The sequence below is a fragment of the Acrocarpospora pleiomorpha genome (assembly GCF_009687885.1).
Taxonomy (GTDB): domain Bacteria; phylum Actinomycetota; class Actinomycetes; order Streptosporangiales; family Streptosporangiaceae; genus Acrocarpospora; species Acrocarpospora pleiomorpha.
In genome coordinates this window covers 103544-125938 of the sequence record NZ_BLAF01000019.1, presented here as the reverse complement: position 1 = coordinate 125938, position 22395 = coordinate 103544, and the positions used below count along the sequence as shown (strand labels likewise).

Sequence of the window (22395 nt, the reverse complement as noted above, 5' to 3'; positions counted from 1 at the left end):
TCGTGCTCGACAAACTCGTCGTCGCCCACTTCTTCGGGCAGCGCCAGCCACTGTCCCTGAACCGGACGCCGCCGCTCGCCCCGTGCGCGGCCGTGCCCGCGGTCCTGGTCATCCCCCGGGAAGGCCCGATGCACGAGCCCCACCTGATGGTGCTCACCGGCCCGTCGGCCGCCGACCACATCGACATGGCCGGCGTCGTCGCGGACGCCCACATCGTGGTCGACTCTGACGACGCCCGGGACCGGCGCTGGCAGGAGCTGGCCGACGTGCTGATCACCCGGCACGAGGTGGCCGGCCTGCTGGACCGCCACGTCGGCTGCGCGGTCGCCGTGGCCAGGCAGCCGGGCGGCTGCCTGGTCGGCCTGCGGCACGGCCCGCTGGCCCAGATCACCGGCATCGCCGGGCTCCTCGCCGGCGCCGACCCGTGGCCCGCCACCTTCGGCTCGCTGCTCTACTGCTGGCTGGCCGCCAGGCTCCCCCTGTACGGCCTGACCACGGCCACCGTGATCGCTGGCCACTACCGGGACGGCCGCCACTTCGAGGTGGCCGGCCGTGTGCGCATCACGGTGAGCGAGGCGGCCGCATGACCCCGACCATCGTGGTCGCCGGCGCGACCAGCTTCTACCTCTCCCTGGGCGTGGCCGAATTCCCGGTCCACTACCTGCCGACCTGCACGCCCAGGTGGCTGACCGGCGGCGTCTCCGGCGCGGCCGCCCACATCGCCCGCACCCTGCGCACCCTGGGGAGCCACGCCAGGCTCTGCACGGTCGTCGGCACCGACCTGGTGGGCGCCGGCATCCGCGCGGACCTGGACGCGCACGGGCTGCTCGGCCCGGGGGTGATCTCCGGCGAGGGCTCCTCGATGGGCGTCGTCCTGGTCGGCCCCGACGGCCGCCGCATGGGATACCCGTACCTGGCTCCCGTCAACGACGTCGACTATCCGTTCGACGTGCTCGCCGGGCAGTGCCGGGACGCCGACCTGCTGGTGCTGACGAACGCGAAGTTCGTCCGCCCGCTGGTGGCCCGCGCGGACCGTCTGGGCATCCCGATCGCGGTGGACGCCCACCTGATCGCGGACCCGGGGGACCCGTACAACGAGCCGTGGCTGCGGGCCGCGCGCGTGCTGTTCTGCAGCCACGAGCGCCTCCCGGTGCCACCTGAGCGCTGGATCGCCGAGATCTTCGGGCGGTATCCGCGCTGCGCGCTCGTCGGGGTGGGGCTGGGGGCGCGCGGCGCCATGCTCGGCCTGCGGGACGGGCGGCTGATCACGGTCCAGGCGGTCGCGCCGCGCGGCGTGCTCAACACCACGGGCGCCGGTGACGGGCTGTTCGCCACGTTCCTGCATCTCTGGGTGAGCACCGAGGACCCCGTACGGGCTCTGCAAGGCGCGGTACTCAACGCGGGCTGGAAGGTCGGTGACCGCACCCCCGTGGGCGCCTCCCTCACCCCGGCCGAGCTTCGCGCGATCCCGCCACCCCCGACCACCGTGGGGTTGTGGTGACATAACCACCCAAATGAGGTTTTAACGGGATAAATCGGGTACCCGAAGTAGATGGGGGAAGGAGGGACCAATGACTGTCCACCAGAGAGAGTCTCAGTCCACCGCCGAGCTCGTGCAGCAGGCGTCCGACCAGGTATCCCGCCTGATCAAGGATGAGATGCGCCTGGCCAGGGCCGAAGTGGTGGGTAAGGGGCGGCAGGCGAGGACGGGCGCCGCCCTGTTCGGCGGCACCGGCGTCATGGCGTTTCTCGGCGCGGCGGCGCTGGTCGCCTGCGCGATCATCGCCCTGGCGATCCCGTGGCCGGCCTGGCTGGCCGCCCTGGTCGTCGGCGCCGCCCTGCTGATCCTCGCGGGGATCATGGGCGCCATCGGCAAGAACCGCGTCAAGGGGGCCATGCCGCCCAAGCCGACGCAGGCCGTGAACGGCGTCAAGAGCGACATCGACGCGGTCCGCACCGGCGTCACCGAAGGGAGGGCGCATCGATGACCCGTCCGCACCGGACAGCGTCCGAGGACGTCGCGGCCATCGCGGAAGACGCCGAGCGCACCCGGGAGGAACTCGGCCGGACGGTCGCCGCCCTCGCCGCCAAGACCGACGTCAAAGGCAGAGCCAAGACCAGCGTCATGTCCAAGGCCCAGACGGCCAAATCCGGGGCCCACCAGGTCGTGGACAAGGCCAGCCGGCATCCCGGCGCCGTTTTCGCGACCCTGGCCATGCTCGGGGGCGCGCTGGTACGGGCGCTGTTCAAGCGCAGGAGACCGCAGCCCCGCGGCCGCATGTTCAGCGGGCGCCGCCGAGGTGCCATGACCATGCGCCCGCGGCGCCGCCAAGCCGGGGGCATGATGTCGCGCATGATGACCGGGATCATGGGCAAGTCCACGAACAAGACCATGATGGGCCGAATGCGCGGCCCCTCGGGCAAGACGATGATGGGCCGAATGCGTGCGCCCATGGGCAAATCCATGGGCAAGACGATGATGGGCAGAACCATGGGCAAAGCGCGTACTCCCATCGGAAAGATGATGGGCAAGACCATGGGATCGCCCGTCCGAAATCCCGGCAGGATGACGCGCTGAGCCTCGTCATTCCAGCTGGTCGAGCAGCCGGTCCAGCCGGGTGGTGGCGGAACCCATTCCGTTCAGCACCTGGCGGGCCCGGCCAAGGAGTTCGCGCGCGTCCTCGGGCCGCCCGTGGCGCAGGGCGACCTCGCCCAGCGCCTGGAGCGCGAACGCCTCGCCTGCGGCGGAGCCGAGCTCACGCATCACCTGGAGTCCCAGGTTGATGTCCGGCTCGCTCCCCTGGGCGCGCCCCAGCAGGATGAGCGCCCGGGTCCGGTTGTACCGATCGGACTCGGCCGCCTCATACGCCGCCACCAGGTACGGCATCGCCTCCTCGGCCCGGCCGCCCTCCACCAGCGCCCGGCCCAGATCGCATCGAGCCAGCGCCACCCGCCTGGCCCCACCGGCCGCCTGGTAACCCTTGATCGCCTCCGCGAACAGCCTGATCGCGGCCTCCGGCCGATCCCGATCCAGCTCCAGCCCGCCCAGCCGCTGATACCCTTCCGCCACCCGATCCACGTTGTCCAGCCCTCGCCAGATCTCCAGCGCCCGCCCGAAATCCGCCGCGGCCTCGTCCAAGCGCCCGAGCGCCTTCAGCGACAACCCGGTCCGGTTCAACATCTTGGCCGTACCGACCGGGTCCCCGGCGGCCCGCGCGGCGGCCAGCCCGAGCCGATCCACCTCCAGCCGCTCGGCGTAGAACCCGCGATGCAGGAACAGCGGCCACAACGCGTCCACCAGCTGCCAGACGGTCTCGTGCCAGCCCCGCTCGAACGCGGCCTGCGCCGCCGTACGCAGGTTGCGGAACTCCCGATCCATCCAGTCCAGCCCGCCCGCCGCGTCGGCGAACTCCACCGCCCCCGCCGCCACCGGAATCCGCCGGTACGGCGCCGCCGCCCTACTCGCCGACCGGGCGGTCTCCAGAAACCACCCCACCGCCCGCCGCACGCTCTCCTCCCGTTCTGCGGCGGAATCCTCCAACTCGGCCGTCTCCCGCGCGTGCAACCGGACCAGATCGTGAAACCGGTACTCCCCGCCCGGCAGGTCGTCGAGCAGGTTCGCGTCGGCCAGCACCCCCAGCAGCCGCCCGCTCTCCTCCGCCGGCAGCCCCGCGGCCGCGGCCGCCGCCGCGCCGCCGAAACTCCCCCCGGGAAACAACCCGAGCAGCCGGTACAGCCGCGCCGCGTCCGGCGCCAGATTCTGGTACGACAACGTCAGCGCGGCCCGGATCGTCATATCGTCCTCCACGGAAAGCGCGCTCAGCCGCCGGCTCTCCTGCGCGAGAGCGGCCACCATCTCGGTCAACGGCCAGCGCGGCCGGGTGGCCAGCCGGGCGGCGGCCACCGACACGGCGAGCGGCACCCCCGCGCACAGATCCACCAGCTCGGTGGCCGCGGCCAGCTCATCGCCCACCCGCTCGTCCCCGAGCCTGTGCCGGAGCAGATCGAGCGCCGCGTCCACGCCGAGGCGCTCCACCTGGAGCCCCCGCGCCCCGCCCACCACCAGCCCGGCCAGCCGCCACCTGCTGGTCACCAGGACCATCCCGTCCCCCGACGCGGGCAGCAGCGGACGCACCTGCGCCGCCGAGATCGCGTCATCCAGCACCACCACGATCCGCCGCCCGTTCACCAGCGACTGGTAGAGCGCGGCCCGCTCGGCCAGCCCGCCCGGAATCCGGTCCGGCGCGATACCGAACGCGCGAATGAACAAACCCAGGACTTCAGCCGGTTCGACCGGCGGATCGGTGGCGTGCCCGCGCAAATCCGCGTACAGCTGCCCGTCCGGGAAATGGTCACGATTCCGGTGCGCCCAATTCAGGCTGAGCGCCGTTTTCCCGACCCCCGCCGGCCCGCTCACCACCACCACGACGGGCGACCCGGACGCGGACCGGCGTCCATTCACCCGATCCAGAAAGGCAAGCGTCTCCCGCCGGTCGATCAGAAGCCCGGCGGGCGGTAACTGACGTGGCGTGGGCAACGGAACGGACGCCTGATGAATGTGAATACCACCGCTAACGTCCCGTGCCTGGACCGCAGGCCCATGCACGGCCCCGTCCATGCGGTTGACGTGCTCACTATGGGGATCTCTGCTCATCACCATGCAGTAAGAATTAATTCGCACCGTCCGATTGCTTATCACAGAAATCCCGCCCGGCTAACTTTCCTGCCCCGATAGTAAGGATCTGTACAGCCGAGATCCTTAATAGTAGTGCGGTGCACTTTCGGCTGAGAAGGTGGACCAGTTCGACGCGGCAACAAATGTCAGCCGTGTTTCCCAGGTGATGTTCGATCGTCAGCGTGGCATTCACCCCGGCCTTCTTGAAAAGCTGATCGCGCCGCCATGGGCCGCCACCAGGCCCTACGGTCACTGCGCGCCCTAAAGCCGGAGCCAGCGTGAGCCGCTTCATTCGAGCGTTCACGGCGATGACGGGGTCGGGCGGAGCCGGCGCGAGACTGGGGCCGGAGTTCAGCCGCAAGCAGGCGCCAAGCACAACAACGCCCATGCGGTCGATGTAAGCCCACTTCCATGGTGGGGCCGTCAGTTTGACCATGCCCTTAGGGCACGGATGAGACTCGTTTGCCATGAGTACTGTGGATGAAGTCCCCATGAACCAGAGCCGCCGCACGCCCGTCCGGCCCGGCTGGCCCGAACTCGGCGTCGCCGTGCTCGCGGCCGCGATCCTGTACGGGGTCGGGGCGACGATCGCCTACCTGCTGCCGGCCGGCTCCCCGGTCTCGCCTGGCCAGGCGAACTTCCTCGTCTCGGGCCTCGCGCCGCTCGGGGCGTTCGCCGTCGCCATGCTCATCCGCATCCGCGACGTCCGCCCGTTCGGGATGCGGCGCGTTCATCCCGGTTGGCTGCTCGCGGCCATCGCCATCGGCCTCGCGTGCTTCGCGCTCAGCTGGCCGGTCTCGGCGATCTTCGACCCGTTCTTCCCCGGGTCGGAGAGCGTCCAGGAGGGCTATCGCGACGCTGCGCGCGCGGGCGTGCTCTCCCTCGTGGTGACGATCGTGCTCGGCGGCGTGCTGACGCCCTTCGGCGAGGAGGTCCTGTTCCGCGGTGTGTTCGCGAGCTTCCTGCTCCGCTGGGGCACCTGGATCGGCGTGATCGTGAGCGCGGCGGTCTTCGCCGTCGCGCACGGCGTCAACAGCGTCATGCCGGTCGCGTTCGTCGTCGGGCTCGGCACCGGGCTGGTGCTCCGATTCTCCGGCTCGATCTGGCCGGCCGTGGTCATCCACGTCGTCTACAACAGTGTGGGCTTGCTGTACCACGGCATCGGATACTGAGCTATTCGACGAGCTTCCCCACGGTCGAGATCTCACACATGAGTCCCGCGATCTTGTCGGGGACGGGGTCGAGGAAGGACGGGCAGTCCACGTGAGCCTGGAGGAGCTCGAAGGGGTTCACGGTTCCCGTCGCCCTGACGGCTCCGTCTCCTCGATCAGCGCTTGGGCGCGAGCGAGTGCCTTCAGCTGGGCGGCGTTGAACAGCTCGGCGAAAGCGGACCCGATCGCGGCCTCGGCGAGGCCCGGGCCGTGCGTCGCCGCGGAGCCGGGGTCCGCCATCCAGGGGAACCGGGCCTGGCTCCGCCGGATCGACTCGGCCAGCTGGCGCGCGATGGCCCCGATCGTCGCGTCGTCGGCGTCCTCTGGGAGGTAGTAGAACTCGTCATCGCCCTCGGTGTCCTCTGCCATTAGCTGACGGAGGTCGTCGAGCGCGTCGTCCTTAAGCACCCCCGAGAACACGGTCAGCAAGGCCCGGTCCCGCTCCGACAGTCCTTCAGCGACCGGGCCGAACGGCACCGGGGTGTCCAGGGGAGCCCGGTGCTTGAGGATGACCGCCAGCTCCGCGCGGATCCGTTGCAGGCGCTCGATCGTGCCTGCCAGCTCGGCGTCGAGCACGCGGATGGCTTCCTCGGGCTCCTCGTCGGCACTCCCCATCGCTCGGATCTGGGCGAGCGACAAACCGAGTTCGGTCAGCCGCTTGATCTGAAGCAGCCGGACGAAGTGCGTCGTCTGATACTGCTTGTACCCGTTGGGCGCTCGGTCGGGCAGCTCGAGCAGGCCCATTCGGTGATAGTGCCGCACCGTCTTGATGGTGGTGCCGGCGAGGTCGGCGAGCTGTCGCGTGCTCCAGGCCATGCCCAGGGTCCTCCTCCGATGTCGCGCCGGATCGTCCTGGATCGAGCCCAGCTCATGCCCCAGGGGCACGCTCGTCGATCCTCGTTGCAAGACCAGACGACCATCATCGTGCTCGTCGAAGACATGAACGACCACGCTCGGCCAGATCTTTCCGGGGCAGCGGCTCGTTCAAGCTCGTAGGTGATGCGGGGGTGGGAGAACCCCGCTGGGATTGGGATTGGAGAGCGCTCTCCCTCCGTGCGCTAGAGTTCATCACATGAGGGAAGATCGTCTGGTTTCGCCCACTCTTGAGGACGTCGCCAGGGCCGCGGGCGTCTCGCGGGCAACCGTGTCCCGCGTGATCAACGGCATCCGGAACGTGGACCCGGAAATCCAGGAAACGGTCCGTCAGGCCGTCGCCGCCGTCGGCTACGTGCCCAACCGTGCCGCCCGCTCCCTGGTCACCGGCAAGACCGGCTCGATCGCCCTGGTCGTCTCCGGCGCCGGCCACTTCTTCGCCCGCGTCTTCACCGACCCCTTCTTCGGCCGCGTCGTCAGCGGCATCTCCGGCCACCTCCGCCCGCTGGGCGTGCACCTGGTCCTCATGCTCGCCGAAGCCGCCGACGCCCGCGCCCAGGTCATCGACTACCTCCGCCAGGGCCACGTCGACGGCGCCATCCTCGTCTCCACCCACGCCGAAGATCCGCTCCCCGCCCAGCTCGTCGAGTCAGGCCCGCCCGTCGTCCTGTTCGCCCGCCCCGCCCAGCCTCTCAGGATCAGCTACGTCGACGTCGCCCACAGCGCGGGCGCCCGCCTCGCCGCCGACCACCTGATCGCCCGCGGCTGCGAACGCGTCGCCACCATCTCCGGCCCGCTCGACGTCCCCGCCAGCCTGGAACGCCTCTCCGGCTTCCGCGAGGCCATGGCCCGCCACGGCCACGCCTACATCCCCAGCGTCGAAGGCAATTTCACCCAGGAATCCGGCGAACAGGCCATGGAACGCCTCCTCGCCGACCACCCCGACATCGACGGCCTCTTCGCCGGCAACGACCTGATGGCCCAGGGCGCCCTCCTCGTCGCCCAGTCCCGCGGCCTCCGCGTCCCCCACGACCTCGCCGTCGTCGGCTTCGACGACAGCAGCGCCGCCCTCGCCTGCCGCCCACCCCTCACCACAGTCCGCCACCCGGTCGAAGACATGTCCGCCGAAATGTCCCGCCTCCTACTAGCCCACATCGAAGACCCCGACCGCCGCGTAACCTCAGTGATCTTCGAACCCGACCTGGTCATCCGCCAGTCCGCCTGACCACCCCACCCCTCAATCCGACCAGCTCCTCCCAAGCCAACCCTCCACGCACTTGCCGCGTCGTCGCTTGTCCCCGCATCGGCTGGCTCTTTGCGGGCGCGCTGGGCCGCGCTCTTACCGCGTCGTCGCCTGTTCCCGACCAGCTTTCCGATGCCCACGCCATCGCCTGACTCATTCCGAGCGAGATGGGCCATGCGCTTGCGCTTACCGCGTCTGCTTCCACATTGGCTGGCTCATTCTGGGCAGGCCCGGCCGCATGCTTAGCTTGCCCATCGCTCCACTTGGCTGGCCTTCTTGGCGCCGGGACGGTGAGGACTAAAGCGGGCGTGATCGGCGCCGAAGAACGGCGAGCGACCAAGGAGAGATGTTTCGTTAGGTTTTGGCGTCCAGGATGCGGACGTTGTGTGCGCCGCGGAGGGTGGCGATTCTCGACGCTTCGGCTTCGAGGGGTTCCTGGGGGAGTGGCTCGAACGCGGTGACGGTCACGTCGAGGGTGTTCTTGCCCGCCGTCTTGGCCCGCCACACCCCGGCGATCTCGCCGTCCAGCAGGACGGCCCCGGGATTGCCGAGCATGCGCCAGATCTCCGCGTGACGGGATTTGTCCGGCACGAGGAGTGTGCGGTCACGGGCCTGGAGGTAAGGGTCGGACGGGGGCAGAAGGCGCAGGAGCCGGGGGCGGCGGATCGCGTCCAGCAGCAGATCGACCTGGTCGGCGGGAAGCCACGCGCGGCGGCCGTCCACCCGGATCTCCGCTAAGTCCTTCGGCCACATCCGTTTGACCTCGGTCGGCGTGGTGCCCATGAACTTGGCGGCCTCGGCGGGCGTGGCGGGGCCGAGAAGCTTCAGATAGGCGGTGATGACCGAATCGGCCGCCACCGAGTGCGCGGGCACATCACGCCGCCCGGGAATCGGTTCCAGCGTGGTGGCCGAACCTTTGGGCGCGAGCCGTACGCCACCGGCCAGGCCCACCTGCTGGAACAGCGCGCCCGAGATGTGCTGAGCGTTGCAGCCGCGGCACCAGTAGGTCACGCCCTCCGGGACCAGGGCGCTCACCGCCGTGCTGACCTCGCCCTTCGTCATCGGCCGGGTGACCACCTCGTGCATCGCCTTGGCCGCCGCGCGGAACGCGGTCAGCCCCAGTTTGGCCCCCTCGCGGATCTGCGTGGTGGCGATCCGCGCCGTCGCGTCGGCGTCGCTGACCGGCCAGAGCGCGGCCGCCAGCGCGGGCAGGTCGGCCGTCCGGTGCAGGTGCGGCGCGCCGCGGGTCGACCAGACCAGGGTGAGCGCGTCGTCATCCGGATCCGCCGTGGTCCGCGCCGACACCGCCAGGCGCGCCGAACCATACGGCGTGTCCTGCACCCCCAGGTCGAGTACGGCCAGGCGGGCGGGCGGGAGATCGGGGCGGTCGAGCTGCTGGGCAGCGACGCGGTAGGCGAGGACCTGTAGTCGATCCACGTTCATATCTCAGACCTTAGCCGTCCGGGGTAGGGCCAGGGGTTGGGCTTGCATGAGGCGAGTGACTTCGTCTGCTGCATCATGACGGGCGCGGGCTTTCCCGGCCCGGGACAGCCGACGTGCCCGTGTCCGAGGCCGTGGCCGACCTCGTGGCTGATCAGGTATTCCCGGTAGGAGGCGAGATCGCGCCCGTAGTTCGGCGTCCCCTCCGCCCAGCGAATCGCGTTGATCACCGCGCGGCTGCCGTTCCAGCAGGACAGCTCGCCGAAGGTGCGCAACGGCCGGCACAGCGCGTCGGTCGTACGCGGGCTGGACAGCGCCACCCTGACCTGGACGGGACCCGACGCCACCCGCTTGAACCGCCCCCACCCGCGGTGATCGTTCAGGATGCGATGCACCTCGTCGGCGAACTCCCGGGCCTCGAACGGCAGGCCTTTCTCCACTTCGACCAGGTAGCGGATCTCTTTCCCGCGCCCCTTGCGCGCCTTCTCGCTCCCGGCCGCGACCGAGTAGCGGCCTTTGCCCCGTTGCGGCACCTTCACCCAGGCCGGCTGCACCCGCCCGTTCACGACCAGCTTCTCGGGCTTCGCCGCTTTCGCCGTCGGTTTCGCTGTCGGTTTCGGCACCGGTTTCGCCGTCGGCTTCGGCTTCGTCGTGGGTGTGATAGCCGGTGTGAGCCTGGTGGGGATGGCGGCCTTCGCCAGCACCGCCGGTTCCGCCGGCGGCCCCGATTGGGCCAGTAGGGCGCCGCCGACCACCCCGATGACAACGATCCCCGCCGCCGCCAGCAGGAAACGATGATCCACGAGCTCTCTCCCACCACACGAACCGACACCGGGGACCCTGATCATACGGGAAAACGATCACACGATTAGGCCATCACGCTGGCGTTTCGTACTTTCTCACCAGTCTGACTACCTACCTTTCTCGAAAAACCACCACGAGTCCGACATTTCCGAACTACAGTCCATTGTTATCGGGCGGTTATGGAGGCAGTGTTGCTGGAACGTTCCCACGACGACACCATCACGCAGGACTTGTTAACCGTCGTCACCGGGGAACTTGGTTACCGGGAGAAGTCCGGCCAGCACACCAAGTTCGGCGCCTGGTACGCGGACCTCACCAAAGACCCGCAATACCGGAACGCCCCCTGGTGCGACATGTTCATCGCCTGGGCGGCCGACAAGGCCGGCGTCAGCGACTACGTCGGCGAGTTCGCGTGGACCCCCTCCCACGCCCGCTGGTTCGAACAACACCAGGCCTGGACCGACCAGCCCGAACCCGGCGCCCTGGTTTTCTTCGACTGGTCAGGCGGCGACGACATCAAAGGCATAGACCACGTCGGAATAGTCGAAAAGGTCGAAAACGGAAAAATCCACACAATTGAGGCAAACGTCGACCGTGTCTGGCTGAAGCGCAAGGTCCGCGACGAATCCAAGGTCGTCGGCTACGGCCTCCCCCGCAAAGTCCGCGAAACCCTCACCACATCCCCCACCACCGTCGACCTTCGCCCCGAAGCCGTCACCGCCGTCGCCAACCCCACCCGCGGCCTCGATCCCACCGCCACAATCGCCACCGCCGTCTTAGCCCTGGCCCTCGCCGCCTCCGTAGTAGCCACCGGCCTCCACGTCCGCCGCTTCGCCACCTCAACCGGCCGCCACCGCCGCAAACGCCCCACCCCCACCAACACCTGACCGGCAGCTCACTCTCTGCCCGCCACTCGACGGCCACCACACCTTTTGCCCGTCATTTGACGGCCGGTTTACCCCTCTGCGCGTCACTTAAAGGCTGGCTCCGCATGCATGGGCTCGCGGTCCAGGCGCGCGAGCCCATGCCCGTCACTTGACGGCCACGTCATCTTCTGCGCGTCATTTGACCGGGTGGTTCGCCTTCTGCGGGTCACTGGCCAGCTGGCCCGACTTCTGCCCGCCGCTTGGCTGGCCAACTCACCCCTGCCCGGCCCTTCGTTGAAGGCGCAGACCGCACTCCGCACTTGTGGTAGCGCCGTGCGCCGGACCTTGCCTTCCACGAAACGGCTAACGACATGCGGATATGCGCTGAACGCCCTATCCGTCCGCCGCCCACCCATGAGTACGCATGAGAACAGCGGCCACCCTGACGAACCGCTCTCGATCGAGAATCGCGCCCTCGCGCCGGATACCCGCCTCATCCAGCTCGAATATGCGATCCAGCCGCAAGAACGACGGCCGCGCATCGCGATCCCACGTCCCCGCGCCCAGGGCCAGCCACTCGTCCCCGCCGCCGCCCTTGCTGGACAACATCATCCCCAGCAACCGCCGCCCATGCCGCCCCACGACCAGCAGCGGCCGATCCTTCCCCCGCCCCGGATCCTCCTCGTAGGGCACCCACGCCCAAATGATCTCTCCCGGATCCGCCATCCCATCCAAATCCGGCGAATACTCCAGCGAGGCCATCCGATCCACCCGATGAACCTCACGAACCGCCCCCCGAGCCGGCCGGGGATCCTCACCTAGATCACGCACAATCAAACCTTACCCACCCGAATCACACCAACCACCACAACAACCTCAGAACCCACATCGACCCAGCCTCACCCACCTGGACTCCGCCTCACCCCACACCGTGCGCGATGTCACCGGAAAACAGAAGTCACCGGAAACAAGACGTCACCGGAAAACAACTCGACGAGTCCCCCTCGGCCCCGCGTCCGGCAGAACCGACGGCGCCCATTCCTTGGTGCCGACGTGGGCGAGCCCGCTCCCGCGTCCAGGAGAACCGACGCACGGTTGCCAACGGTCAGCCGGTCAAGCCGCCGGTCAGGGCACCAACGCCGAGATCTTCTTGGGCACGCACATCCGCCATGCCTCGATCACCAGCTCGCGGGTCTCCTCCTCGTCCAACGCCGCCAACCAGGCCTGAACCCACCGATAACGCTCATCAGAGGGCCGAGGCATAAAGAACTTCTCCGGCTCGGCCTTGATCAGGGCCGCCCGTTCCTCCTTGGGAAACCCGAATCCCATCGACGTCTCATCCGGCGAAACAGACACATAGACGATCGACCCCACCCGGAACTTCACCCGATCCCGGGTCAGATGCTCCGTAGTCCGGGGAAGCGCCAACGCAACCGCCCTGATCAGATCAACTGTCACCATGCCCGGGATCGTAGCCAGCACCACCGACAATTCCGCGCCCCAGCTCACCCCGCTTGGTCTTGTCTCGGGAGCCGTATCTGGTGCTGGCATAGGATCGCGCGGCGGCGGACGTCGACCACGGAGGTAGGACGGTGTGGCACGAACCACAGCACGCGCCGATCACATGGGACATGTTCCTTGATATCGATGCAGACATTCAGCGTGATCTTGAGATCGTGGACGGCTTCGTCGTTCCGCGTGAGCAACGGAGTCGAGAGCATCAGAAGGTGGCAACACGGCTGTCTTCGGCATTGGAGAAGGCAGCGATTTTCGAGATGCGCCGCTCAGGCCGGGACGAATGCTACGAGACCAGCACCGAAGTAGATGTCTTGCTCTGGGACGTGCCTCCCACCGCACGCAAGCCTGATGCGATCCTTCATCGTTGCCTGCCCGAGTTCGAGCAACTCGCAGCCGAACACGTGGTCATCGTGGTCGAGGTGCTTTCAACCTGGTCGGCACGCCGTGATCGTGTGCACAAGATGGGCGATTACGCCGATGCCGGCATTGCGCACTACTGGATTGTGGACTTCGACAAGATCGGGGCCGTCTCGATCGATAGGTATGTGCTGGCGGGCCGGAACAGTCCGTACACACATATCGGTACGACCCACCGTGACATGGGTCCCATCGCCGTGAACATCACCGCTTCCTTCCCCATTGAGGTGCTCTGGGCGGATCTGGAAGTCGCGCCCCAGCTCTGAGCGGAGATCAGGCGGTTCGTACCCAGTGAGGGTCGTCGTAGAGGACTACGTCGGTGCCTTGGAGGAGGCGGGCGGGGGCGGAGAGGAGGGCTAGTTCGCCTTGGGATTGGAGGTGGAGGAGGAGGTCGCGGACTCGGGGGCCGACGGGGAGGCGGCCTGGGGGGAGGCCCAGGTGGGTGCGGACCTGGTCGGATAGTTCGGAGAGGCGGAAGGGGCGGTGGGGGAGGAGGGCGCGGATCAAGGGGAGCGTGATGACGCGTTCGGCTTCGGCGTGGGCGAGTTCCCAGACGAGTTGGGGGCCGCGGCGGCCGGTGGCGGCGCAGGCCGTGCAGGGGCGGGTGTAGCCGGGGATCGGTTCCTGGCGGGTGGTGCCGAAGCAGGCGGTGCAGAGGTTGAGCTCCATGGCGTGGAGTTCGGCGGAGGTCTCGTCGGGGAGCGCGAGGCCGCAGGCGCAGGTGAAAGCGCGGGCGGGGAAGTCGAAAGAGCCGGGGGCGTCAGAGGCGTCCGCCACGTCGGGTTCGTAGGGAATGTCCGCGGCCTTGGAGGTGTCCGCGGCGTTGGGGGCGTCCGGGATGCCGGGTGTGTCCGGGATGCTGAGAGCACCGTTGGGGGCGGCGGGGTGAGGGAGCCACTGGGCTGATATTTCGTGATTCGTCATCGCATCGCACTGTAGCTGTCGCCAGGCCGCGCGAAGGCCGTCATAGTGGGACCACGAAAGCTGGATATTTCCGGATTTGCTCTGGGGTGGGAGCGGTCATGGTCGTGGTCGGCACGTGGAATCTGGAGAACCTCTACCGGGCGGGCGGGGAGTTCGGGCCCCGGGACGAGGCCGCGTACGAGGCGAAACTCAAAGCGCTCGCCGGGACGATCACGCAGATCGGTCCTGACGTGCTGGGCGTGCAGGAGGTCGGCGAGCCGGAGGCGCTGCTGGACCTGGTCGGCCTGCTCGAAGGGGAGTGGCACGTCGAACTCTCCCAGCACCCCGACGCCCGCGGCATCCGGGTCGGCTTCATCAGCAGGCTCCCCCTGACCGTCCTGCACGACGTCACCACGTTCCCGCGCCCACTCCAAGCCGTCCAGAGCACCGACGGCGGCGGCACCGTGAACAACACCAGCCGCGGCTTCCTCGCCGTCCAGGCCGGCGCCGACCTGACCCTGGTCGCCGCCCACCTCAAGTCCAAACTCCTCTCCTTCCCCGGCGGCCGGTTCAGCCCCCGGGACGAGGGCGAACGCGCCCGCATCGGCGCGTACGCCCTGATGCGCCGCACCGCGGAAGCCGTCACGTTACGCGGCCTGGCCGACCAGATCCTGGACGGCCAGGGCACGAGCCGCCCACTGATCGTCCTGGGCGACCTGAACGACGAGCCCGAAGCCGCCACCACACAGATCCTGCTGGGCCCGCCGGGTTCGGAGATCGGCACGCCGGGCGAGCGAGTGCCGGATCGCGGCGACCCCTGGCGGCTGTGGAATCTCGCGCCGCGCATCCCCGAGCCGGAACGCTTCTCCCGGGTCTACCACGGCCGCCGCGAACTGATCGACCACATCCTGATCAGCCGCGCCCTGCTCGGCAAAGTCCAGGCGGTGCGCTCGATCATCGACCACGGCCTGCCCTCCGTCGGCGACCTCCCGTCGGCGCGCCGCGACACGCCGGATTCCGACCATGCCCCCATCACCGTGACCCTCTCCTTGTGACACCATCTTTGGTATGCGCAAATCGGGGTGGTTGGCAGCGGGATTGGTGGCGGCGGGGGCCGCTTGGGCGATGCGGGACATTCCCGCCGCGCTGGGCGCGAAACCCGCCGGGGAACGAGCCGAACGGGTGCGTCGTTCGCCCCAATTCGACGGTACGGCGTTCCGCAACTCGGACCCCACGACAGTGCCGCCCGCCGGCGAGACCAAACCCATCATGCGCGACCTCATGGAAGGCCGCCAGCAGCGCAAACCCCACGGCCCGATCCCGCTGGTGACCCCCTCCGTCAAGCCCTTGAGCAGCCTTGACATCATCTGGTACGGCCACGCGTCCACCCTGATCGAAATCGAGGGCCGCCGGGTCCTGTTCGACCCGATGTGGAGCGACCGCTGCTCCCCGGCCACGAATCTCGGGCCTCGCCGCCTGCACGAGCCCCCGGCCCGCCTCGACACCCTCCCCCAGGTCGACGCGATCGTGATCTCCCACGACCACTACGACCACCTCGACATGCACACCATCCGCGCCCTGGTCGGCCTGCAGTCCGCCCCCTTCCTGGTCCCCCTCGGCGTCGGCGCCCACCTGGAGCGCTGGGGCGTGCCGTCGTTCCGGATCGTCGAACTCGACTGGAACGAGTCGGTCACCATCGCGGGCCTGCGCCTCACCGTCACCGAGGCCCGCCACTTCTCCGGCCGCGGGCTCCGCCGCAACGGCACCCTCTGGGGCTCCTGGGTGATCTCCGGCGCGACCCGCCGCGTCTTCTACACCGGGGACTCCGGCTATTTCCCCGGCTACGCCGACATCGGCGAGAAGCACGGCCCGTTCGATCTCGCGCTCATCCAGATCGGTGCGTACAGCCCGAGCTGGCCCGACATTCACATGACTCCGGAAGAGGCCATCGCCGCCCATCTCGACCTGCGGGCGAAACTCCTGATCCCGGTGCACTGGTGCACGTTCGTCCTGGCCTTCCACCCCTGGGGCGAGCCGGTCGACCGGCTCTGGCGCGAAGCCAAGGCCAGGGGCGTACGGCTGGCCGTACCCAAACCCGGAGAGCGCGTCGCGGTCGACCAGCCGCCGCTGGTTGACGGCTGGTGGCAATCGATCTCCTAGAACCCCAGTACGATTGCCGGGCACATGACGTCTGGTTGGGGGAGAGCGCGTGGCGGAGAAGGTCATCCTGATTGATGATCTCGATCAGTCCGAAGGCGAGGATGTGGTCCGGCGGGAGTTCCAGCTCCTGCAGCGCACGTTCGCGATCGATCTGTCGGAGGCGAACAGCGCGCGGCTGGCCGAGGCGGTCAGCCTGATCGAGCTGGCACTGGAGCGGGGCCGCGAGGTCAAGCAGGCGACCAGGGCGCGGAAGGCGGTCGAGCCGTCGCGGTTGCGCGGGCACACCAACAGCGATGTCCGGGCGTGGGCCCGCGAGCAGGGCATCGACGTGCCCACCCGGGGCACGCCCCCGGAAGAGGTGATCGACAAGTTCCTCGCGGCTCACCCGGAGCCCGAGGACGACTGACGTGCGGATCGATCTGCACGCCCACAGCACCGCCTCGGACGGGACGGAGCGTCCCGCCGAGGTGGTCCGCCGTGCCCGCGCCGCTGGGCTGGATGTCCTGGCCCTTACCGACCATGACGGCGTCGCCGGTCACCGGGAGGCGATCGAGGCCCTGCCCGACGGGCTGACTCTGGTTCCCGGCATGGAGCTGTCGTGCCGCCGGGACGGGATGAGCATCCACATGCTGGCCTACCTGTTCGACCCCGGCCATCCCGAGCTGGCGGCCGAACTGGAGCTGATCCGCTCCGCCCGCGACGACCGGGCTGCCGCCATGGTGGCCAGGATCGCCGAGCTCGGCGTGCCGATCACGCTCGAGATGGTCGCGGCCATCGCCGCCGGCGGCGTGATCGGCCGCCCGCACATCGCCCGCGCCATGCTGGCGGTCGGCGCCGTCGCTACCGTCGCGGAGGCGTTCACCCCCGCCTGGATCGGCTCGGGCGGGCGTGCCCACGTCTCCCGCTACGCCCTCGATCCCGTCCGCGCCGTGCGGCTCACGCTCGCCGCCGGGGGAGCGGCGGTCCTCGCGCACCCGCGCGCCGCCAAGCGCGGCCGTACCGTGCCCGCCGACTGGATCGCCGAGCTGGCCGACGCCGGTCTGGCCGGGATCGAGATCGACCATCGCGACCACACCCCCGAGGCCCGCGCCGAACTCCGCGCCCTCGCCGCCGACCTGGACCTGATCGTCACCGGCGCCAGCGACGACCACGGCGACCTGACCGGCCACCGCCTCGGCTGCGAGACGACCAGCCCGGACCAGTACGAACGCCTGCTCGCGAGTACCTCGGCCCGCACCCCGATCACCGAACCCGCCTAGAACAGGGACAGGGCGAATTCGCTGGTCAGGCGGTGCCAGAGCCTGGGCTGGTGAAGCATCCCGTGGCCTTCGCCGGGAATGTCCACCATCCGGACCTCGGTGGCGACCTCGCGGGCGCGCCGGGCGTAGGCGTGGGTCTCGCCGGGCTTCGTGATCCGGTCGGCCGATCCGTGCACGAGGAGCACGCGGCGTCCGGCCAGCTGGGCGACGGGTTCGCCGATCGGCACCCAGGGAGCCAGCGCGGCCACGCCGACCACGTTCGGGTCGCCGGCCACGCGCAGCGCCGTACGGCCGCCCATGGAGTGGCCGACCAGGATGACGGGCACGTCGTGCGCCCGCCGCAGCCTGTCCAGCACCTCGACGATGTCGGCCACCGGTGAGGCGTCGTCGCCGTTCCAGCCGCGCACCCGGTAGCGCGCCCGCCAGACCGCCAGCCCGTGATCGGCGCCCGCCCAGGTCAGCGCCCAGGCGAACGGGATCATCCGAAGCACCGCGAGCTGCCGCGCGCTGGTCGCCATGCGCCCGACCTCCTGCCCGCCGTGCAACACCAGCGCCACCGCTTTGACCGCGCCCCGGGCAGGGGTGACGTGAACGACGGGCTCACGCATCGCGACCACCCCGGCGCGGCAGCCGCAGGGTCAGCAGCCGGGCCCGCGGCGCCACCCGGGCGGCCAGGCTGAACAGCGCCTCGGTCCGGGACCGGTCGGCGTCCAAGTGGGTGAACAGGTTGACCCCCAGGTAGAAGGTGATCGCCGCGTACGCCAGGTCGCGCGGCGGCAGCAGTTTCGCGAGCGCGGAACCCCCGATCACCCGGTCGAGGGTCTCCTCGACGAAGTCGATCCACGGCTCGGAGCGTTTGACGATCTCCTCGCGCAGCTCGGGACGGGCGATGCTGGCGCCGACCAGCTCGGAGAAGACCGTGATGTGGCCCTCCGCGAGGTCGGTGCGATAGATCTGGGTGGCCACCTCCACCAGTTCCTCCAGGTTCCGCGCCGACGCTACCGCCTCCCGGTAGGTGGTCATGCGCTGGTCGGTCGCGCGGTCCAGAGCGGCCAGCAGCAGCGGGTCGACTCCGCCGAAATGGTAGAAGACCAGGGCGGAGTTCACCCCCGCCAAGCGGGCGATGGTCCGGGCGCTGGTGCCCGCGTAACCCTCCGCCAGCAGCGACTCGCCTGCCGCCTTGATCAGCCGATCCCGGGTCTCGGCGCCCGCCTGCTGTTTTCCTGCCAACGTTTTGCCTCCGCTTGACAGACTCCCTCCCTCTCATCATACGGTTTAATCACTTGATTAAATCACTTGGAGGATAAATGGGGCGTGTGTCCGCGCGCCGGACGCTGGCCGCCGTGCTGGCCGGGCTGTTCGCCGCGTACCTGCTCTACGTGACGTTGCACGCCGGGGGCGTGCAGCAGACCGCGCTGTTCTACATCGGCATCCCCGGCCTCATCGCGATCACGGTCGTGCTCGCCGCCCGCCCGCGCACCGCCACCGGCCTGATCATGGTCACCATCACCATCGGGCTGGCCGTGGCCGGGCCGCTGCTGCGCGAGGGGATCGTCTGCCTGCTCATGGCGGCGCCGCTGTTCTACCTGGTCGGGCTGGTGATCGGCCTGGCGGTGGACCACGCCGACCGGCGCGGCAGGCACCTGCTGGTCGCGCCGCTGATCCTGGTCGCCGCGCTGGAGGGCACGGCGGCCGGGTCGATGCCCCGGGCGAACGAGGTCACCGTCAGCGTCCCGGCCCTGGGGGATGTGGAGACGGCGCTGGAGGGCGAGCCGCGGTTCGGGCCGGTCGAGTCGCGATTCCTGGCGCTCGGCTTTCCGAAGCCGGTGCGCGCGACCGGGAGCGGGCTGGATGTGGGCGACAGCCGTTTGGTCGAGTTCACGCCGCGCCGGTCGCTGGGGATCGGGGCGCCGCTCGAACCGCGTTCGCTGGAGTTGCGGGTGATTCGCCGGGGGCCCGGCATGGTGGTGTTCGGGGCCGTGTCCGACACCACGGTCGCCCGCTGGCTCGATCTTCGCGAGGCCGAGTTCCGGTGGACGCCGTCGCGGCTGGACGTGACCATCCGGTATCGGCGGACCTTCGATCCGAGCTGGTATTTCGGGCCGCTGCAGCGTTACGCGGTGGCCGAGGCCGCCACGTATCTGGCGAAAACGTTCGCGTCATGATCGCCGTGCTGACGTTCGCTCCGATCGTCGTCTTCTGGATCACGCTGCTGGTGGTCAGGCCCGCGGGCCGGGAAATCGCCGCGATCATCCTCTCCACCGTCTGGAACCTGGTGGCGCTCACCGTGGTGAACGCCGTCGCCGTCGAGGTCGGCTGGTGGTCGTTCCCCGGAGGGGGACTGCCGGTCGAGCTGCTCATCGCCTGGGCGGTGCTGTGGGGCGCCATACCCGCGCATATCGGTTTGGGCCATCCGCTGCCGCTGGTGGTGGGAATCCTGGCCTGGATCGATCTCGCGTTCATGCCGCAGGCCGGTCCGGTGGTCACCGTGCACGCCACCTGGCTTTACGGGGAGACGGTGGCCATTCTCGTCGCCCTCGTGCCGGGGCTGCTCCTCGCACGCTGGACGGTGGCCGGGACCCGGCTCCGGGTCCGGGTGGCGGCTCAGGTCCTGCTGGCGGGCGCGGTCATGCTCGGGCTTCCCCTCGCGATCACCGGAGCCTGGTCCCAGCCCGCGTGGGCGATCAGCCTGCTCGTTCAGGTGCTCGCCCCGCCCTGCCTGCTCGGCGTGGCGGCCGTCCGCGAGTTCGCCGTCGCCGGATCCGGTACGCCCCTGCCCTTCGATCCCCCCGAACGACTGGTCACCAGCGGCCCTTACGCTTATGTCCGGAATCCGATGCAGGCGTCCATCGTGGTGAGCTACCTCATCCTCGCCGTCGTGGACGTGCGGTTCCTGGCCGGTGCGGCCACCGCGTTCGCGTACGGAGCGGGGCTCGCGGCCTGGCACGAGGGCAACCAGCTGCGAGCCCGGTTCGGGCGATCGCATGACGGGGTGCGGGCTTGGGTGCCCGGGCTCCGGCCGTACCCGGGAATGCCTTCGGCGGTGGTGTACCTGGCGGAGACCTGCGGGGAGTGCGGCGCGCTGGCGCGGTGGCTGGTCCGGCGGAAGCCGGTGGCGTTGCGGGTGGCCGCCGCCGAAGGGCATCCGGGACGGCTGCGGCGGATGCGGTACGAGCGGGGGGACGGGCTGGTCGCGGACGGGGTGGCCGCTTTCGCGAACGCCGTGCAGCACGTGCATCTGGGGTGGGCATGCGCGGGCTGGTTCCTGCTGTTGCCCGGAGTGGGGTGGTTCGCGCAGGTTGCGGCGGACGCGTTCGGGGCAGGGCCGCGTGACCTTCCCGTCAGGGAAGAGTGAGGATCCGGGGGCCGTCGTCGGTGATGGCGATCGAGTGCTCGACGTGGACGGCGCGGGTGCCGTCCGAGCTGTGCAGGGCCCAGCCGTCGCCGGCGGTGTAGTAGTGGTCGGAGCCGCCGGACAGGAACATCGGCTCGAGGGCCAGGGTGAGGCCCGGGCGCAGGACCATGCCGCGGCCCGGGCGGCCCTCATTGTGGACGAACGGGGGCGTCTCGTGCATGTGGCGGCCGATGCCGTGGCCGCCGAAGCCGTCGGGGATGCCGTATCCGGCGGCGCGGCCCACCTGCCCGATGGCATGCTCGATGTCACCCAGCCGGTTGCCGGGGACGGCCATCTTCAACGCCGCCTCCATCGCCTCCCAGGCCACGTCGATCAGGCGCTGGTCCCGGCCGGAGGCCACCTCGCCGACCACGGTGCTGAACGCGGCGTCACCCGCCCAGCCGTCCAGGTACGCCCCGAAGTCGATGCTCAGCAGATCGCCCTCGCGGACCCGGTAGCGGTCCGGGATGCCGTGCACGATCACGTCGTTCACCGACGCGCAGATCACGGCCGGGAAAGGGGTCGGCGCGAAGTCCGGCTTGTAGTGCAGAAACGCCGACGTGGCCTTACTCTCCGCCAGGATCGTGGCGGCGATCTCGTTCAGTTCCGTCAGCCGTACGCCCGGGGCGACCGCGGCCTTCATGGCGGCCAGCGCGCGCCCGACGACCCGCCCCGCCTCCCGCATGGCGTCCAGCTCGCCGCTCGTCTTGAGCTCGACCATGATTCCTCCAGCCGGTTACTCCAATAGTTATACCGGTATTGTTATCACGGTTGCTACGATGCTGTCATGGTGCGACCTTCGCTCACCGAACTGGACCACGAACGCGGCCACCGCCTGGGTCGCCTCCTGCGCGAAGCCAGGGGAGAGCGCAGCATGCCGGAGGTCGCGGCCGCCGCGGGCCTCTCCCCGGAGACCCTCCGCAAAATCGAAACAGGCCGCGTCCCGACCCCGGCCTTCTTCACCATCGCCGCCCTGGGCCAAGCCCTGGGCATCTCCCTGGACGTCCTCGCCCAGGCATGCGCGGAACAACACGCCGCCTGACTTATCGCTGAGCGCCATCAAGCGCCGCCGGTTTGAGCAGCGGCAGCAGCACGTCGTCGACCAGTCGTTCGGCCAGGCCGGGTGTCTCGCCGAGCCAGAGCGCCTCGGCCACCAGCGGCCCGATCAGCACCCGGTCGACCAGGTCGAGCACGGGGTTGCCCGGGTCGATGAGCCCGGCCTCGACATGCCGCCGCAACGCCCGCCGCGCGACCTCCAGCTCCGGTTCGATCATGAGCCCGTGAAAGGCCGTCCGGAGTTCGGCGTCCACCAGCACGGCTTGGGCCAGGCCCGTGAACGGCCGGGGCACCATCACGCGCCTGGTCATCGCTAGCAGGTCGCCGCGCAACGAGCCGGTGTCGATCTCCTCCGGCGGCGCGGGCTTGCTCACCTTCACCGCTGTGATCACCATCTGCGCCTTGCCGCCCCACCGCCGGTAGAGCGTCGCCGTACTGGCCCTGGCGGTGTTCGCGATGTCGTCGATCGTGACCTTGTCGTACCCCTTCTCGCGGACGAGCCGGAGGGCGACGTCGAGCAACTCCCGCTCACGCTGCTCGGTCAGGCGGCTGCGCATGGACACTCCTTAACGAAAA

General features: G+C 69.5%; 27 protein-coding genes. 16 read left to right on the top strand and 11 right to left on the bottom strand.

What is annotated here, in order from left to right:
* The first annotated feature begins 2 nt into the window (after positions 1-2).
* The 4 genes from Aple_RS18735 (at position 3) to Aple_RS53315 (ending at position 2578) form a co-directional block, all read left to right on the top strand.
* The gene (locus Aple_RS18735; RefSeq protein ID WP_155345905.1) at positions 3-587 is read left to right on the top strand and encodes a hypothetical protein; all 585 of its coding nucleotides are present in this window, start codon (positions 3-5) and stop codon (positions 585-587) included.
* Positions 584-1501, top strand: a complete 918-nt coding sequence (locus tag Aple_RS18730; protein WP_155345904.1) for a carbohydrate kinase family protein — start codon at positions 584-586, stop codon at positions 1499-1501. Before Aple_RS18735 ends, Aple_RS18730 begins: the two co-directional genes overlap by 4 nt.
* Before the next feature lie 70 nt (positions 1502-1571).
* Positions 1572-1988, top strand: a complete 417-nt coding sequence (locus Aple_RS18725) for a phage holin family protein (protein WP_155345903.1) — start codon at positions 1572-1574, stop codon at positions 1986-1988.
* The gene (locus Aple_RS53315; RefSeq protein WP_218038400.1) at positions 1985-2578 is read left to right on the top strand and encodes a DUF3618 domain-containing protein; all 594 of its coding nucleotides are present in this window, start codon (positions 1985-1987) and stop codon (positions 2576-2578) included. Before Aple_RS18725 ends, Aple_RS53315 begins: the two co-directional genes overlap by 4 nt.
* Positions 2579-2584: 6 nt before the next feature.
* Here Aple_RS53315 and Aple_RS18715 read toward each other — a convergent pair whose 3' ends face one another.
* A complete protein-coding gene (locus Aple_RS18715) occupies positions 2585-4537 on the bottom strand; it encodes a tetratricopeptide repeat protein (protein ID WP_218038399.1) in 1953 nt (650 codons plus the stop codon).
* Positions 4538-4793: 256 nt separating this feature from the next.
* Between Aple_RS18715 and Aple_RS18710 the strand changes: the two genes are divergently transcribed.
* Both Aple_RS18710 and Aple_RS18705 read left to right on the top strand, forming a co-directional pair.
* Positions 4794-4940, top strand: a complete 147-nt coding sequence (locus Aple_RS18710) for a hypothetical protein (RefSeq protein ID WP_155345901.1) — start codon at positions 4794-4796, stop codon at positions 4938-4940.
* 202 nt (positions 4941-5142) lie between these two features.
* Positions 5143-5847: a CPBP family intramembrane glutamic endopeptidase gene (locus Aple_RS18705; RefSeq protein WP_218038398.1), complete on the top strand. Its 705-nt coding sequence runs from the start codon at positions 5143-5145 to the stop codon at positions 5845-5847.
* Between the two features lie 117 nt (positions 5848-5964).
* Here Aple_RS18705 and Aple_RS18700 read toward each other — a convergent pair whose 3' ends face one another.
* On the bottom strand, positions 5965-6771 hold the full coding sequence (locus Aple_RS18700; protein WP_246264593.1) for a helix-turn-helix domain-containing protein: 807 nt from the start codon (positions 6769-6771) through the stop codon (positions 5965-5967).
* Between the two features lie 187 nt (positions 6772-6958).
* Here Aple_RS18700 and Aple_RS18695 point away from each other — a divergent pair, with 187 nt between their 5' ends.
* Positions 6959-7984: a LacI family DNA-binding transcriptional regulator gene (locus Aple_RS18695; protein ID WP_155345900.1), complete on the top strand. Its 1026-nt coding sequence runs from the start codon at positions 6959-6961 to the stop codon at positions 7982-7984.
* Between the two features lie 372 nt (positions 7985-8356).
* On the opposite strand, the gene Aple_RS18690 is transcribed toward Aple_RS18695, so the two are convergent.
* Together Aple_RS18690 and Aple_RS18685 are read right to left on the bottom strand one after the other, a co-directional pair.
* On the bottom strand, positions 8357-9445 hold the full coding sequence (locus Aple_RS18690) for a DNA glycosylase AlkZ-like family protein (protein ID WP_155345899.1): 1089 nt from the start codon (positions 9443-9445) through the stop codon (positions 8357-8359).
* Positions 9442-10245, bottom strand: a complete 804-nt coding sequence (locus tag Aple_RS18685) for a DUF3152 domain-containing protein (protein ID WP_246264591.1) — start codon at positions 10243-10245, stop codon at positions 9442-9444. The genes Aple_RS18690 and Aple_RS18685 overlap by 4 nt, the downstream gene beginning before the upstream one ends.
* A 180-nt stretch (positions 10246-10425) precedes the next feature.
* Between Aple_RS18685 and Aple_RS18680 the strand changes: the two genes are divergently transcribed.
* Positions 10426-11133: a CHAP domain-containing protein gene (locus Aple_RS18680; protein WP_174889847.1), complete on the top strand. Its 708-nt coding sequence runs from the start codon at positions 10426-10428 to the stop codon at positions 11131-11133.
* 372 nt (positions 11134-11505) lie between these two features.
* On the opposite strand, the gene Aple_RS18675 is transcribed toward Aple_RS18680, so the two are convergent.
* Together Aple_RS18675 and Aple_RS18670 are read right to left on the bottom strand one after the other, a co-directional pair.
* Positions 11506-11943: a type II toxin-antitoxin system PemK/MazF family toxin gene (locus Aple_RS18675; protein ID WP_155345897.1), complete on the bottom strand. Its 438-nt coding sequence runs from the start codon at positions 11941-11943 to the stop codon at positions 11506-11508.
* Between the two features lie 294 nt (positions 11944-12237).
* Positions 12238-12573, bottom strand: a complete 336-nt coding sequence (locus Aple_RS18670) for an MmcQ/YjbR family DNA-binding protein (protein ID WP_155345896.1) — start codon at positions 12571-12573, stop codon at positions 12238-12240.
* 170 nt (positions 12574-12743) lie between these two features.
* Here Aple_RS18670 and Aple_RS18665 point away from each other — a divergent pair, with 170 nt between their 5' ends.
* Positions 12744-13313, top strand: a complete 570-nt coding sequence (locus Aple_RS18665) for a Uma2 family endonuclease (protein WP_155345895.1) — start codon at positions 12744-12746, stop codon at positions 13311-13313.
* A gap of 7 nt (positions 13314-13320) precedes the next feature.
* Here the strand turns inward: Aple_RS18665 and Aple_RS18660 are convergent, their stop codons facing one another.
* Positions 13321-13971: a hypothetical protein gene (locus tag Aple_RS18660; protein ID WP_155345894.1), complete on the bottom strand. Its 651-nt coding sequence runs from the start codon at positions 13969-13971 to the stop codon at positions 13321-13323.
* 98 nt (positions 13972-14069) lie between these two features.
* Here Aple_RS18660 and Aple_RS18655 point away from each other — a divergent pair, with 98 nt between their 5' ends.
* Genes Aple_RS18655 through Aple_RS18640 form a run of 4 tightly spaced genes read left to right on the top strand, consistent with a single transcriptional unit; the run spans position 14070 to position 17369 of the window.
* Positions 14070-15005, top strand: coding sequence for an endonuclease/exonuclease/phosphatase family protein (locus tag Aple_RS18655; RefSeq protein ID WP_155345893.1), 936 nt, complete (start codon positions 14070-14072; stop codon positions 15003-15005).
* A 13-nt stretch (positions 15006-15018) separates the two neighbouring features.
* A complete protein-coding gene (locus tag Aple_RS18650) occupies positions 15019-16110 on the top strand; it encodes an MBL fold metallo-hydrolase (RefSeq protein WP_155345892.1) in 1092 nt (363 codons plus the stop codon).
* A gap of 49 nt (positions 16111-16159) precedes the next feature.
* Positions 16160-16516 carry an Lsr2 dimerization domain-containing protein gene (locus tag Aple_RS18645; RefSeq protein WP_170321549.1) on the top strand — a complete coding sequence of 119 codons (357 nt, stop codon included), beginning with the start codon at positions 16160-16162 and terminating at the stop codon, positions 16514-16516.
* A gap of 1 nt (position 16517) precedes the next feature.
* Positions 16518-17369: a PHP domain-containing protein gene (locus Aple_RS18640; protein WP_155345890.1), complete on the top strand. Its 852-nt coding sequence runs from the start codon at positions 16518-16520 to the stop codon at positions 17367-17369.
* Here the strand turns inward: Aple_RS18640 and Aple_RS18635 are convergent.
* Entirely contained in the window at positions 17366-17977 is a 612-nt protein-coding gene (locus Aple_RS18635) for an alpha/beta hydrolase (protein WP_155345889.1), read from the bottom strand. The genes Aple_RS18640 and Aple_RS18635 overlap by 4 nt on opposite strands.
* Entirely contained in the window at positions 17970-18599 is a 630-nt protein-coding gene (locus tag Aple_RS18630; protein ID WP_246264589.1) for a TetR/AcrR family transcriptional regulator, read from the bottom strand. The genes Aple_RS18635 and Aple_RS18630 overlap by 8 nt, the downstream gene beginning before the upstream one ends.
* A gap of 77 nt (positions 18600-18676) precedes the next feature.
* Here Aple_RS18630 and Aple_RS18625 point away from each other — a divergent pair, with 77 nt between their 5' ends.
* Entirely contained in the window at positions 18677-19534 is an 858-nt protein-coding gene (locus Aple_RS18625; protein ID WP_155345887.1) for a hypothetical protein, read from the top strand.
* The gene (locus Aple_RS18620; protein WP_155345886.1) at positions 19531-20724 is read left to right on the top strand and encodes a methyltransferase family protein; all 1194 of its coding nucleotides are present in this window, start codon (positions 19531-19533) and stop codon (positions 20722-20724) included. Before Aple_RS18625 ends, Aple_RS18620 begins: the two co-directional genes overlap by 4 nt.
* Here Aple_RS18620 and map read toward each other — a convergent pair.
* Positions 20711-21484, bottom strand: a complete 774-nt coding sequence (gene map / locus Aple_RS18615; protein ID WP_155345885.1) for a type I methionyl aminopeptidase — start codon at positions 21482-21484, stop codon at positions 20711-20713. The genes Aple_RS18620 and map overlap by 14 nt on opposite strands.
* Positions 21485-21550: 66 nt before the next feature.
* Between map and Aple_RS18610 the strand changes: the two genes are divergently transcribed.
* Positions 21551-21805 carry a helix-turn-helix domain-containing protein gene (locus Aple_RS18610; protein ID WP_155345884.1) on the top strand — a complete coding sequence of 85 codons (255 nt, stop codon included), beginning with the start codon at positions 21551-21553 and terminating at the stop codon, positions 21803-21805.
* A gap of 1 nt (position 21806) precedes the next feature.
* On the opposite strand, the gene Aple_RS18605 is transcribed toward Aple_RS18610, so the two are convergent.
* Positions 21807-22376 (bottom strand): TetR/AcrR family transcriptional regulator, encoded by a 570-nt coding sequence (locus Aple_RS18605; RefSeq protein ID WP_155345883.1) that lies wholly within the window; start codon positions 22374-22376, stop codon positions 21807-21809.
* Positions 22377-22395 lie beyond the last annotated feature (19 nt).